The sequence below is a fragment of the Streptomyces sp. ITFR-6 genome (assembly GCF_031844725.1).
Taxonomy (GTDB): domain Bacteria; phylum Actinomycetota; class Actinomycetes; order Streptomycetales; family Streptomycetaceae; genus Streptomyces.
In genome coordinates this window covers 2,162,651-2,176,882 of sequence record NZ_CP134612.1, presented here as the reverse complement: position 1 = coordinate 2,176,882, position 14,232 = coordinate 2,162,651, and the positions used below count along the sequence as shown (strand labels likewise).

Sequence of the window (14,232 nt, the reverse complement as noted above, 5' to 3'; positions counted from 1 at the left end):
CGCACACACAGGCGCCCCCGTCCGGACGGACGGGGGCGCCTGTGCATGGGGGGGGCAGTGGTGTGCGGCCGAGACCTCAGTAGATCGGGTCGACGGTGGGGCCCTCCTGGGCCAGCAGGTCACGGGCGAACTGCTCCCACTGGGCGTAGGCGTCGGGGAAGGCCGACACCTGCACGGCCTGGCACACCTCGCCCGGCGGCCTGGTCTGCCAGTTCGCGATCTGGATCAGGCCCGGATTGCTGCCGAACGGGGCCACCCCGTAGAAGGACTTGGACGACGTGGGGACGTCCGTGATCTGTTCCGGGGTGCCCCAGCCGGTGCTGGGCCGCTGCTGGAAGATGCCGAGCGAGTCGTGGTCGACCGGGGTCAGGTAGTTGACGAACTTCGATTCCTGCATGGCCGTCATCAGCGCGATGACCTGCCCCTGCTCGGGGATCTGGGCGCCCTTGCCGACGCCGATGACGGTACGGGCGTTGGCGAGCTCGGCCGGCCCGAGGTCGGCGGCGACCGTGAAGACCGTCCGCAGTTCGCTGTCCGGAGCCGCCTGGAGCGACCGGGCGGTCGCCGCGTCGACGGTGCCGGTGGACCGGAGCCCGTGAGCCGCCTGGAAGGAACGCAGGCCGTGGTGGGGGGTGGGTGCCGCCTGGGCGGGCGCCGGAACGGAGAGGAGTATCCCGGCGGTGGCTGCCGCGGCGGCCATGAGCTGAGCCATTCTCTTCTGTCGCATGAAGGTACGGTGTCGCGGACTGCGATATGGCGTCAAGGAACCTGTATGTCACGGGAGTTGGTGAGCCGCAGTGAATTTGCCGTCCTCCCAGGTAAGGGAGCCGGCAGCTACGGGGAAATGGAGCGGAATCCGAGGCCGGCGCATGTGCGCCGTCATCGGTTCGACCAATGGAGTAATTCCCATTTGTTGCCCGTTGTCGTAAGCGCTTGATGTGAACGCCTGTTTGCAAGACGGGTGTTCGCGAGTCGATGAGAATGGGCTGATGAATCAGATCACCCGCTGGACGGTGTTCGTCTGCGTCGGATGCGCCGCCCTCCTGTCCGGCTGCACCACGGACGGCGCCCCGGACCCGGTCCGCTCCCGTGCCGTGCCCGGTCCCACGGCCACCTCCACCGTCGCGCCCGCTGCCGCGTCCCGGCTGGCCGAACGCTACCGCCGGTCCGGCGGGGAAAAGGACGTGTACGGGATCCAGCGGAGCTCCGGTCCGGACGGCGTCCCCCTGCTGATCGTGCGGACCCGCAATCCGGATGAGGGCGCCGGGATATTCGATGACCTCAAGGAGTCGATCACGGGATATCTGGAGCGCGAGGAAGGGCTTTCGCTGGGGCGGGGCTACCTCATGGACGTCTTCGGCCCGGACGGCGGGCTGCAGCACCGTCTCGACGCACGCCCTTAGGGCTGCTCGTAACAGGATCTTGGGGTGCTGTGACCGGTTCATCACCGGTCGACCGGCGGAAGACGGACAGTAGGCATCACCTGATCTGCGACAGCAGGGGCACCCGCTGCACGCCAGGGGCGCCCCGAACATCAAGGGGCTGCGCAGGCCCCGCTGAGTCGTCGAGCAGACCTTCGCCCTGCCGCATCAGTTCAAACACCTTGCCGCCCGATGGGAACGGCGCTCGAACGCCACGACGTTTTCCTGTCGTTGGCGTGCCGTGTCCGGGGCGCCGTTAACGGAAGGGCAGCTTCAGTGCGCACTCTTTACGTTGTCACCCACCCAGAAGCGACGCACCACGTCGAGGGAGTCGTCGGCGGATGGCACGACTCGCGCCTGACGCCTGTCGGCGTTCGTGCGGCGGCTTCCATCGCCCAGGCGCTTCGGGCTCAGATCCCCGACGACGCGGAGGTGGAGCTGTTCTCCTCGGATCTGCAGCGCACGCGTCAAACCGCCGAGACAGTGGCCGCACTGTTCGACGTGAAGCCGGCCCTTGACCGCCGGCTGCGAGAGAAGTCCTACGGTGAGGCAGGTGGGCAACCGCAGGAGTGGCTGGACCGGCGCTTCATCCCACCGCCGGCTGTCGGGGAGCGGATGGACCATGACGAGGGCGTGAAGGGCGCGGAGACGAAGGCGCAGTTGGTACAGCGCATCTAGGCAGCCATGGACGAGATTCTGCAGCGTCCCTGCGAGCACCAGATCATCGTGACGCACGGCGGCTCGCTGACCTTTGTCCTGGCCTGCTGGATCAAGATGCCGATCGAGTCAGTCGACTACGCCAGTTTCCGGGGCCCCTCCGGCAGCATCACCAAGCTGTGCGAGGACGACTTCTTCCACAACCGACAGGTCGTCACCCTTGGTGATACTCGCCATCTTGATGCCGTGCAACGTTGAATCTGCACCTCGGCGACCTTCCGCTCAGCAAGATCCTGATACGAGCCCTCAGCGCGGGTCCGCACGGGCCCGCACAGGGCAGGGCCCCCGTCCCGCCCGGACGGGGGCCCTGCCGGTCTCCGTGGGGGGAGGTCAGGAACCGACGCTCACGGTGAAGCGCGTCGGGTTGCCGTCGTTCGCGGCACCCGAGACGTCCGGCTCGCCGTCGGGGCGTACGTCGTCGTAGGGGAAGGCGTAGCCGATCGGGCTGTTGGCGTGCACGATCCGCGACCAGTGGTTGGTCACATCGCCCTGGTAGTAGTCCGCCACCGTGGTGCCGTTCGGCTGGTCCGGGTGGCTGAGCATGATCGAGCGGTTGAAGCCGGCCGCGATCCGGGCGAGCAGGGCCTTCTTGTCGTCGTTGTCCGCCGGGTTGTTGGCGAACGGGCCGCCGTTGCAGGTGAAGATGTCCTGCGAGCTGGGCTTGGAGAAGGTGTGCCCGCCGTCGAAGGTCAGGGTGTCGCCGCTGACCCGCCCGGCGAGGACGCCGCGTCCGCCCTGGAGGTCGATCCGCAGGTCCGTCGAGCGGTACTTCTCCCAGACCTCGTCTACCTGTGCGGTGAACAGGTTCCCGAACGGCATGTCGCCGCCGCCGGACGACGCCATCAGGTTCTGCGGGGAGATGACCCGCAGCACGTTGCCGTCCGAACCGCGCTTCACCAGCTGGTCCCAGGGCTGCCCGTCGGCGGCGGCCTGGGCGGTGAGGTCGTCCGCGATCTTCTGGACCGCGCCGTCCGGGAGCGGGGCCACGGTGTGCGTGGTGTCGCCCTGGAGGGTCAGGCCGATCGGCAGTGCGGTCACCAGGTCGACGTAGCTGATGTTCGCGTACAGCTGCTGCGGGTTGAAGGTGAACTCGCAGAACGACCAGGTGCGCCCGTAGTTCACGTCCGTGGGCGTGGCGAAGGCCGGTTCGACGAGGGAGGGGCCCGGGTTCAGGAAGAAGTCCAGGGTGTCGTCGTGCACGAAGTAGACCCGTGCCCCGTACATCTGGGGGAGCGTCACGACGACGGGTGCGGCGCCGGCCGCGTTCAGCGGGATGGCGCAGTCCACCGGCAGCGGGGTCTGCGGCTCCGCCGGGGACTCGGGGTGGTAGACGCTGCCGTCGGCCCGCAGCAGCACCCACTGGTCGGTGCCCTGCTCGTGGCCGGTGACGTAGGCGTTGACCTTGCCGGACAGGGACTTGTTCTCCAGGGCCAGTTCGCAGGTCGCGGCGGCCGCAGAGGCGCTCGGGCTCAGCGCGCTCCCCCAGACGGGGTAGGTGAGCGCGGTCGCGGAGGCGGCGATGCCGCCCGTCAGGAACAGTCTGCGCGAAATCACGAGGGGACTCCTGAGGCGTGGGGGGTGGGATGTGGAGATGTGGGGATGTGGGGGGCGAACGGTGGGGGACAGGAGGGTCGCGGACGGCGCGGTGGTGCGGGGAGGTGGAACGAGCGCGTCCGCGGTGCGCACCACTCTCGCGAGGGCTGCGACGACCGTCAAGACTTGTGACTGAGAGCGCTCTCAAAAATCGAAGGTCTTCACAACTCGATGCCCTGAGCCACTACTTGGCGGGCACATTCGATCCGTCACCAGCCACCGTGATCAACATCTGAACGCGGGGCCGGAGCCGCCTCCCACGCATCCCCCGTGGGCCTACTTGGACTTACGCAGAGCGGTTGTTGGACTGGAGGGGCCCTCGGAGCCGTACGTCGTTGACGGTGTCCGGACACGGCGACTACGCAGAGCACATGTCGCCAAGATTCACTACGGCGGGCGCTGCTGCCGCCGCCTCAGCCGCCGTCCTGGCTCTGGTGGGGACCGCCCTTCCCGCCTCAGCCGCCGCCCCCGCGCCCGCCTCGGCCGAATCGGCCGTCGCGGCGGGCGCCGTGATCGCCTCCGCCCAGCTCGCCGTCGCCGTCGCGGACGACTTCCCGCGCGTCCTGACGTACACCGACCGGGCCTCCGGGAACCAGCTGTCCGGCTCCACCCGGCCGGTCACCGCCGTCACCCTCAACGGCACCGCCCACGACGTGAAGCTCAAGGGCGCGCCCGAGGTCACCAAGTCGGCCGCCCGCTACACACTGACCTTCGCGGATCTGCCCGGCGTCGAGATCGACGCCTCGCTCTCGGTCTCCGGACGCGCCACCACCTTCAAGGTGACCGCCGTCCGCGACACCGCCGCGTTCCGGGTCGGCACGATCGACATCGCCGGCCACGACCTGGTCTCCGTCGCGAGCACCGACGCCGGGGCCGCCACCGCCTTCACCAAGCTCGACCCCGACTCGACGAGGACCGCCGACGTCTTCGCGAAGGTCACCGACGCCACCAAGGCCGACGCGGCACCGGTCGGCGGCACGTACGCGATCGTCAACACCGGATCGCTGGCGGCCGCCGTCGAGTCCAACTCCTCGTACGACAAGCCGGCCGGCGCGACCGGCGGCGACGACGCCCGCTTCTGGCACCAGGCCCGCAAGGCCGACGACGGCTCCACCCGGGTCGGCGTCTGGTCCGGCCAGTGGACCTACCGGGGCGAGGGCGCCCCCGAGCCGGAGAGCGGCGACAACCTGCCCTGGGCGAAGGTCGTCGTCACGCCCGACGCCAACGGCGACAGGGCCGTCGACTGGCAGGACGGCGCCGTCGCCTTCCGCTCCATCGGCGTGGTCGCGCCCGGCAGCGAGGACACCGCGGACCGGGTCGTCACCCACATCCCGTTCAACTTCGCCAGCCAGGCCACCCACCCCTTCCTGCGCACCCTCGACGACGTCAAGCGGATCTCCCTGGCCACCGACGGCCTCGGCCAGTTCGCGCTGCTCAAGGGGTACGCCTCCGAGGGCCACGACTCCGCCCACCCCGACTACGGCGGCAACTACAACAAGCGCGCCGGCGGGCTGAAGGACCTCAACGAGCTCCTGAAGGACGGCAAGAAATGGGGCGCCACCTTCGGCGTCCACGTCAACGCCACCGAGGCCTACCCGGAGGCGAAGGCGTTCGACGAGAAGCTCGTCGACAAGTCCAGCCCCGGCTGGAACTGGCTGAACCAGAGCTACTACATCGACCAGCGCCGCGACATCAACAGCGGCGACCTGGCCAAGCGCTTCCAGCAGCTGCGCGACGAGACGGACAGCAACCTCAGCATGCTGTACATCGACGTCTACTACACGCACGGCTGGATCGCGGACAAGACCCTCCAGTCCCTCCAGAAGCAGGGCTGGAACGTCTCCAGCGAGTGGGCCGACAAGTTCGAGCGCGGCTCGCTCTGGTCGCACTGGGCCAATGACCTGGACTACGGCGGCGCCACCGACAAGGGCCTCAACTCGCAGATCATCCGGTTCATCCGCAACGACGAGAAGGACGTCTGGAACAACGACCCGGTCCTCGGCCAGAGCGCCATCGACGAGTTCGAGGGCTGGACCGGCGAGACCGACTGGAACGCCTTCTACGACAACATCTGGCAGCGCGACCTGCCCGCCAAGTACCTCCAGCAGCAGAAGATCACCCGCTGGGACGGCAACGACATCACCTTCACCGGTGGCGTGAGCGGCACGGTCGAGGACGGCAAGCGGACCTTCTACGACCACGGCCGCAAGGTGCTCAGCGGCACCGACTACCTGCTCCCGTGGGACGGCGGCAAGAAGCTCTACCACTACAGCGAGTCCGGCGGTACGAGCAGCTGGGCGGTGCCCTCCAAGGGCACGTACACCGTCTACAAGCTCACCGACAACGGCCGCGTCAAGACCGGAACCGTCCGTCCGGTGGACGGGAAGGTCACGCTGAAGGCCGAGGCCGGGCAGCCGTACGTCCTCTACCCGGACAAGGCGCCGAAGGCCGCCGACGCCAAGTGGGGCGAGGGCACCCCGGTCGAGGACCCCGGCTTCAACGACGGCAGGCTGTCCGACTGGTCGAAGACCGGCACCGCCGTCCGCGACACCGACAGCCAGGGCCGCAACAGCGCCAAGCTCTCCGGCACCGGCACCGCCGCGCTCTCCCAGTCCATCGGCGGACTGAAGCCCGGCGCGCGCTACACCGCCTCCGCGCTGATCGAGGTCCAGCCCGGAAAGACCCGGCACACCACGCTGTCGGCCGGCGGGAAGTCCGTCGCCGTGGACCGCTCCACCGCCAAGGACCAGGTCGCCGCTTCCGACTGGCACGGCAGCTACTTCCAGCGGGCCAAGGTGAACTTCACCGCCCCCGCCAACGGACGCACCACACTGCGGGTCGAAGCCGCCAAGGGCAGCGCGGCGACCGTCCGCGCCGATGACGTACGTGTCGTCGCCAACTCCCCCGCCACCAAGAAGAACACCGTCGTGTACGAGGACTTCGAGGACGTCGACCAGGGCTGGGGCCCCTTCCTCAAGGGCGACGCGGGCGGCGACACCGACCCCCGCACCAGCATCTCCCAGCTGCACGCCCCGTACACCCAGGCCGGCTGGAACGGCAAGCTGATCGACGACGTGCTCGGCGGAAGCGAGTCCCTCAAGGCCCACGAGGAGAACGCGGGCATCGTCTACCGGACCGCGCCCTGGACCGTACCGATGGCCGACGGCCACCGCTACAAGGTCGAGTACGACTACCAGTCCAGCCACGCCGGCGCCTACGAGTGGGTCGACGGCTACGACCGGATCACCGCGGACGGCAAGCCCGACTCCGTGCAGACCCGGTCCACCGCCATCGGCGCCCAGCACACCACCGGGCACTTCACCGAGACCGTCACGGCGGGCTGCGGCGACACCTGGACCGGGCTGCGCAAGCGCGACGACGCCCCCGAGGGCGCCGACTTCGCCCTCGACGGCTTCACCGTGACCGACCTCGGCAAGGCGCCCGCGGGCGAGCAGGCCGCCTGCGGCACGCTCACCGTCAAGCCGGCCGCCGAGACCCTGGAGCCGGGCACCGCCAACACCGTCACGGCAAGCTTCACCAACTACGAGGCCACCGACGTCACCGCGGTCTCGGTGGACCTGACCGTCCCCGAGGGCTGGCAGGCCGAGCCCGCGGGCCCCGTCACCTTCGACTCGGTCGCGGCCGGTGCGAAGGTCACCGGAAGCTGGCGGGTCACCCCGCCGGTCGACGCCAAGTACCAGACGTACCAGCTGGGTTCGGAGGCGGCGTACACGACCGGCGGCGGGCAGCGGAAGCTCGGCGCGCAGACCTCGGTGCGGACGCTGCCGCCGCCGCCCACCACCGACAGCTGGGCCAGTGACCTGGACTGGACGGCCTCCGAGAACGGCTGGGGACCGGTCGAACGCGACCTCTCCAACGGCGAGACCGGGACCGGCGACGGCACCCCGCTGACCATCGGCGGAGCGGTGTACGAGAAGGGCCTCGGCAGCCACGCACCCGCGAAGGTCCGCTACTACCTGGGCGGGAAGTGCACCTCGTTCACCGCCGAGGTGGGCGTGGACGACGTGCAGAAGAGCGCCGGCAGTGTGCGCTTCTCCGTGACGGCGGACGGCACCGAGAAGGTGAAGTCGCCGGTCCTCAAGGCCGCCGACTCCGCCTGGTCGCTGACGGCGGACGTCACCGGCGCCAAGTACGCCGAGCTGGTCGTCGGTGACGGCGGTGACGGCAACGGCAACGACCACGCCGACTGGGGCAGCGCCCGCTTCCACTGCGGAAGCTGAACGGCTCCATGAGGGGAAGGGGGCGGGCCGTCGTCATCGGTCCGCCCCCTTCCCCGTCGTAGTAAGCGCGTGCTAGACCAACATCCAGCTGGTATAAACCACTTGCACACCGGAGGTTGCTCGTGTCACTTCTGCCCGCCTGGTCACGCCGTGCCTTTCTCGCCACCGGCAGTGCCACCGCACTGGGCCTCGCGCTCGCCCCCACGGCCCGTGCGGACGGGGCCGAAGACGAGTTCGAGACGCTCCGGCAGCGCTGGAACGACCTCTCGCTCGGCACCGGCTACGACCCCGCCGCCGAGCCGTACGCCTCCCGGCTCGCCGGTACCGGCGAACTCGCCGGGGAATTCCGCTCGACGATGGCCCCCGCCGCCGACTCGCTCTGGGCCGGGCACACCTTCGACCCGCCGGCCGGCATCACCTGGAGCTACACCCGGCTGTGGACGATGACCCAGGCCTACGCCCAGCAGGGCACCGGCCACACCGGGGACGCACAGCTGCTCGACGCCGTAGTCCGGGGCCTCGACCACCTCTCCACCACCGTCTACAACCCGTCCACCGCCCCGTACGGCAACTGGTGGGAGTGGCAGATCGGCAGCCCGCGCCTGCTCATGGACATCGTCGCGGTGCTCCGCGACGAGCTGGGCGAGGAGCGCGTCCAGGCGGCCTGCGCGGCCGTCGACCACTTCATCCCCGACTCCGCGCTCACCGACTACAGCGGCACCTCGACCGGCGCCAACCGGGTCGACCTCTGCCGTTCCGTGGCCCTGCGCGGCATCCTCGGCCGCGACGGCGCCAAGACGGCGCTGGCCCGCGACGCCCTCTCGCCCGTCTTCCCGTACGTGAGCGAGGGCGACGGCCTGTACGCCGACGGCTCGTTCATCCAGCACACCTGGATCGCCTACTCGGGCACGTACGGCCAGGTCATGCTGGACGGCCTGGGCCGGCTCTTCGCACTGCTGGCCGGGTCCACCTGGGAGGTCACGGACCCGGGCCGCCAAGTCATCCTGGACAGCGTCGAACACGCCTACGCGCCGCTCATCCACGACGGCCTGATGATGGACAGCGTCAACGGCCGCGCCATCAGCCGGGGGCTCCTCAAGAGCGACGAACTCCAGGTCATGCGCAGCGACCACTTCCACGGCCAGGGGCTGATCGCGGCCGTCGCCCTGCTGGCGAACGGTGCCTCCGCCGCCGAGCGCGACCGGTGGAACGGCATGATCAAGGGCTGGATCGAACGGGACACCATCAGCCCCGTCCTCACCGCCCCGCAGTTCGGTGTCGCCGACCTCGCACGGCTGCACGCGGCGGCCGACGCACCCGTCCCCGCCGCGCCGGAACCCGTCGGCCACACTCTGTTCGCCGCCATGGACCGGGCCGTGCACCGGCGCCCCGGCTGGGTCGCCAGCCTCGCCATGTCGTCGGAGCGGATCAGCTCCTACGAGTGCGGCAACGGCGAGAACCCGCACGGCTGGCACACCGGGGCCGGAATGCTCTACTGGTGGCAGGGCGCCGAAGGGGGAGGCCAGTACACCGACTGGTTCTGGCCCACCGTCGACCCGTACCGGCTGCCCGGCACCACCGTCTCCACCAAGCGGCTCGCGGACCGGGCCGGCGGCGAGTGGGGCGAGCCCCGGCCGGACACGCGGTGGGTGGGCGGCGCGCACGACGGCGAGTTCGCGGCGGTCGGCCAGCACGTGAAGGGCCTGGACTCCACCCTGGAGGCCCGCAAGTCCTGGTTCTGCGCGGCCGACACGGTCATCTGCCTCGGCGCGGGCATCACCGCCGCCGACGGGGTGCCCGTCGAGACGATCGTCGACAACCGCAACCTGGGCCCGGACGAGGGCGGGCAGACCCTCACCGTCGAGGACCGCGCACGCCCCCGCTGGGCCCATCTGGAGGGCCACGGCGGCTGGGTGCTGCCCGGCGGCGCCGTCCTGCACACCCTGCGCGAGGCCAGGACCGGCGCCTGGTCCGACATCAACACCACCAGCTCCACCGAGCGGCGCACCCGCCACTGGCAGACCCTCTGGCTCGACCACGGCACCGACCCGGCCGGTGCCGGCTACCTCTATCTCCTGATGCCCGGCGCCTCCCGGCGCACCGTCGCCGCCCGCGCCGCGGACCGGCACTGGCTGACCGTGCTCGCGAACACCGCCGCCGTACAGGGCGTCTCGGTCCGCTCCCTCGGCCTGACCGCCGCCAACTTCTGGCAGCCCGGCACGGCCGGACGGCTCTCCTCGACGGGCCCGGCCAGCGTGCTCGTCCGCGAGGGCCGGGGCGCGTCCACGATCCGGATCAGCGCGCCGGACCGCAGCGGCACCCCGTTCGAAGTGGTCTGGGACCGTCCGGTGCGCGAGGCCGTACCGGCGGACCCGGGCATTGAGGTCCGCGCCACCGGCCGGCGGCTGGTGCTCGGCGTGGACCCGGGGAAGGCCGGCGCCACACTGAGGTGTGACGTCCGGTAGCCCGGTGGGCGAGTGTGTACGGACTCTGTGAACCATGCGTGGTACGCGCGTACTCTCGGTAGCTATGGGGAGTTGAAAGCGGACTGGCGGCTCCGGTTACGCCGCGGCGGTCCCGACGGCGAGGTGTGCGGGGCCGGGGTGCTGCTCACCCAGGACCGGATGCTGACCTGCGCGCACGTCGTCCGGGAAGCGGACGCCCGGATGTGGGTGGAGTTCGCGGAGAACCCCGGGATCCCGCCGGTCGCCGCCCGGGTCGCGCCGGACGGCTGGCTGCCCGGCCGGGACGGCACCGCCCGTGAGGACATCGCCGTACTCGCACTGGACAGCCCCCGCCCGCAGGCGGCTCCCGCGCCGCTGGGACGGCGGATGGAGCGCGGCCAGGAGGTCTGGATCGGCGGCTACTCCCAGGCCTTCGACGACGGCATGTGGCTGACCGGCCGGATCAGCGGACTGCACGGCGCGTGGGTGCAGCTCGACGCCGGCCGGAACGTCGAGGTGGTGCGCCCCGGGTTCAGCGGCGCGGCCGTGCAGACCAGGGGCGAGGGACCGCACACCGACCGGGTCGTCGGCCTGGTGGTGAGCTGGCGCGGAGATCTGGAGCTGGCGCTGCCCGACGAGAACGACCTGGCGTTCTCGTACATGATCCCGGTCGACCGCATCGCCGAACTCGTCCCGCTGGTCGCCGAACTGAGCGGCCCCGACGGCTGGGACAGCGGACTCTCCGAGCGGCTGCGCGACTGGTTCACCGGCGTCGGCCAGCCCGCGGTACGGGTCGGAGTCGTCCCGCACGGCGGCGGCCGGGACCGCACCCTGCGCCACCAGCTCCACCGGGCCCACCTCGTCCACCGGGGCGGCCGCACCCGGCCGGAGGAACTCGTCGAGACGCTGGTGGCGCAGCTGCGGCCGCCCCGCCACCAGTGCAACGCCTACCGCGACTGGCTCCTGGAGGGCGGTGAGGAGCCGGAGCGCACGCTCGCCGGCCGCCCGGCCGGATCGGGACCGGTGCTCGCCGTGATCGGCCTGGACGAGCACCCCGACCCGGGCGCGCTGGTGCCCCTGCTGGCACGGGTGCGGACCCTCGGCTTCCGGCTGCTGGTCATCTTCCGCAGCGGCGAAGGGGCGGCACTGGACGAGGTGGCGCGCGAACTGCTGGTACCGGCCCTCGACGAGCGGGCCGAGGAACTGGTGCGCGGGACCGAGCGGTTCGAGCGGGAGTGGGTCAGGCTGAACGGACTGCTCGACTCGGCGTCCATGGCCCCCCGCCCCGGCACCGACGCCGCCACCCGCCGCCGTCAGCTGGGCGCCCTGCGCTCACTCACGGACCCGCGCGAACGACTCGCCGCGCTGAAACAGCTGTTACGCGAGCTGCGCGCCGACCTCCAAGAGCGGTCCCGCACCGTACCCGTGGAGCTGCCGGGACAGCGCACCGGTCCGGGTCCGGCGGGCGGCCCATGAGGATTCCGTGCCCGCACCGCCGGTTCACCGGGGCCCGCTGCGGTGGGGCCGTCCGGCCCACCGGCTACTGCGACACCTGCGGCCGCGACGAGGCGGACCCAGGACTGCCGCCGCTGCCCGCCGCCCCCGAGGAGCACGGGCCCGCCGGACTCCTCGAACTCCCGCTCCTGGAGCCGGGCAATCCGGCAGACCGGCTCAGCGCCGCCGAGCACCCGGTACGCATCGTGATGACGTGCTCGGCCGAGGCCTGCGGAATCGCGTTCGTCCCGCCGTACACCGCCACGTCGCCGCCGGAGGAGGGCCACTGCCCCCGCTGCGGCGCCCCCTACTCCTACCGCCCCGAGCTGGCCAGGGGCGGCCCGCCGCTCCAGGACCAGTACCGGATCAGAGGCCCCATCGCCCACGGCGGCCAGGGCTGGGTCTACCTGGCGGAGGACACCCACCTGGAGGACCTCGTCGCGGTCAAGGGACTCCTCAACCGCTACGCGGAACGCGGCGCGGCCCAGGCCGGCGAGGAGCGCCGCAGTCTCGTCGCCATCCGGCACGAACGCATCGTCCAGATCCGCGACTTCGTCAGCACCCGCAACGCCGACGGCACGGTGTCAGGCGGCTACATCGTGATGGAGGACGTCGGCGACCGGACACTGTCGGCCGTCGTCGAATCGGCCAGGCGGGGCGAATTCGTCCTCGACATCGAGCACGTCATCACCTACGGCTGCCAGATCCTGGAGGCCCTCGCCCATCTGCACGGCATGGACTTCCTGTACGGCGACATGAAGCCGTCCAACGTCATCCACCACGGCGACGGCATCAAGGTCATCGACCTCGGCGGGGTCCGCAAGGCCGGTTCCACCGACCCGCCCCCGGTGATCACCCCCTGGTTCGCTGCCCCCGAGATGGACGGCAGCACACCGCTGACCGTCGCGCACGACCTGCACACCGTCGGCGTCACCCTGGCCGAACTGGCCGGCTGGGCGGTCGGGGACGACGTGCCCGGACTCGGCATCAGCTCCTTCCGGCTGGTGGTGGAGCGGGCCACCGCGCACGACCCGGAACGCCGCTTCGGCTCCGCCGAGGACATGGCGGGGCAGCTGCGCGGAGTGCTCCGCGAGATCCGGGCCCTGCGCGGCAAACGCGACCAGCCCGAACCCTCCTAGTACTTCGGCCCGGCCGGTCAGACCCCGTCCACCGAACCGCTGGGCGTCCGGCTCGTCTCTGTGCCCGACTACGCGCACTGGCTGAGCCGCCCGCTGTACGGCCGCCGGGAGACACCCCGGTCGCCCGCGCTCGACTCCGGACTGCCCACCCCGACCGAGATCGCCCGCCGGCTGCCGGTGCCGCGCCCCTACCCGGGCGACCCGCAGGCGGCCCGGTTCGGGGTCAGCAGCTACGACCCGGGCCAGCCGCTGGCCCAGCCCGCCCACGGGGAGCAGTCCGTGGAGATCTGCCTGCACAACGCGCGGCTGCTGCTCGGCCAGGAGGGCGAGGGGGCGCTCGCCGCCGCCCGGGAGCAGGTGGAGGAGGCGGCCGCCGTACCGGGACCGGGGCCGGTGCGGGAGTGGCGGCTGAGCTGGCACCGGGGGCTCGTCGCGCTGCGCGGAGCCGATGTGCTGGACGAGCGCGGGGCGATGCTCGAAGAGGCCCTGGAGCAGTTCTCCGCCGTGCACCGGGCCCTGCCCGGCGAGTACGCGGCCAAGCTGGCGCTCGCCTACGGCGCGGAACAGCTCGGCGCGGACGGCACCGCCCCGGCCGGGCACTCCGCGTACGAGCTGTTCCGCGCCGTGCACGCCCGCAACCCCTCGCACGTCGGCGCCGCACTGGGCCTGGCCAGACTCGCCCTGGCCCGCGGCGACCGGGCCGCCGCCACCGAGGTCCTCGACCTGGTGCCCGACGAGTCGCGCGACCACACCGTCGCGCGGATCGCCGCCTTCCGCATCCGCGCGGGGCGGCTCGCGACCGGCGAGCGGCCGCTGCCCCCGGAGGCGGAGATCGACGCCTGCCTCGCCCTGCTCACCCCCGCGCCCGGCACGCACCCCCCACTGGTCGCGGGCGACGAACCGGTTTGGCTGCTGCGGACCGAGCTGTACGAGTGGAAGCTCGACGCGGTCCTGGCGGCGGCGGCCGGCGGGCCCAGGCACCCCGGGCGGTGGGCCCGGACGGGCCTGCCGCCCCCCGCCGTGCTCGGGGAACGGGCCGTACGGCTGGAACTGGAGCAGTGCTACCGCTGGCTGGCCCGGCAGCGGCAGGCCCCGGCCGAGTACGAGCGGCTGATCGGCCTTTCGCACGCGGTCCGCCCGCAGACCCGGTCCTGACGCCCGCCCGCGACGAATTCACTGGAGG

The 14,232-nt window shown here is 71.5% G+C and carries 8 protein-coding genes and 1 pseudogene; 7 read left to right on the top strand and 2 right to left on the bottom strand.

Translation table 11 applies throughout. The features are described 5' to 3' along the window. Positions 1–76: 76 nt before the first annotated feature. Complete coding sequence (locus RLT59_RS09640) at positions 77–727, bottom strand: peptidoglycan-binding protein (RefSeq protein WP_311303011.1); 651 nt, start codon at positions 725–727, stop codon at positions 77–79. 262 nt (positions 728–989) lie between these two features. On the opposite strand from RLT59_RS09640, the gene RLT59_RS09635 reads away from it, so the two are divergent. From RLT59_RS09635 to RLT59_RS09625, 3 genes are all read left to right on the top strand, one after another. Beyond that, positions 990–1,403 carry a hypothetical protein gene (locus tag RLT59_RS09635; protein WP_311303010.1) on the top strand — a complete coding sequence of 138 codons (414 nt, stop codon included), beginning with the start codon at positions 990–992 and terminating at the stop codon, positions 1,401–1,403. Positions 1,404–1,697: 294 nt separating this feature from the next. Beyond that, positions 1,698–2,099, top strand: coding sequence for a histidine phosphatase family protein (locus RLT59_RS09630; protein WP_311303009.1), 402 nt, complete (start codon positions 1,698–1,700; stop codon positions 2,097–2,099). A gap of 6 nt (positions 2,100–2,105) precedes the next feature. Next, positions 2,106–2,336: a hypothetical protein gene (locus RLT59_RS09625; protein WP_311303008.1), complete on the top strand. Its 231-nt coding sequence runs from the start codon at positions 2,106–2,108 to the stop codon at positions 2,334–2,336. 132 nt (positions 2,337–2,468) lie between these two features. Here the strand turns inward: RLT59_RS09625 and RLT59_RS09620 are convergent, their stop codons facing one another. Next, positions 2,469–3,692, bottom strand: coding sequence for a glycoside hydrolase family 64 protein (locus tag RLT59_RS09620; RefSeq protein WP_311303007.1), 1,224 nt, complete (start codon positions 3,690–3,692; stop codon positions 2,469–2,471). Between the two features lie 410 nt (positions 3,693–4,102). Between RLT59_RS09620 and RLT59_RS09615 the strand changes: the two genes are divergently transcribed. The 4 genes and pseudogenes from RLT59_RS09615 to RLT59_RS09600 all read left to right on the top strand — a co-directional run bounded on the left by RLT59_RS09615 (position 4,103) and on the right by RLT59_RS09600 (position 14,204). Next, positions 4,103–7,972 carry an endo-alpha-N-acetylgalactosaminidase family protein gene (locus RLT59_RS09615; RefSeq protein ID WP_311303006.1) on the top strand — a complete coding sequence of 1,290 codons (3,870 nt, stop codon included), beginning with the start codon at positions 4,103–4,105 and terminating at the stop codon, positions 7,970–7,972. Positions 7,973–8,103: 131 nt separating this feature from the next. Next, the gene (locus tag RLT59_RS09610) at positions 8,104–10,437 is read left to right on the top strand and encodes a polysaccharide lyase 8 family protein (RefSeq protein WP_399126864.1); all 2,334 of its coding nucleotides are present in this window, start codon (positions 8,104–8,106) and stop codon (positions 10,435–10,437) included. 72 nt (positions 10,438–10,509) lie between these two features. After that, entirely contained in the window at positions 10,510–11,892 is a 1,383-nt protein-coding gene (locus tag RLT59_RS09605) for a S1 family peptidase (protein ID WP_311303005.1), read from the top strand. Then, a pseudogene (locus tag RLT59_RS09600) lies at positions 11,889–14,204 on the top strand (tetratricopeptide repeat protein). Before RLT59_RS09605 ends, RLT59_RS09600 begins: the two are co-directional and overlap by 4 nt. Positions 14,205–14,232: the final 28 nt, after the last annotated feature.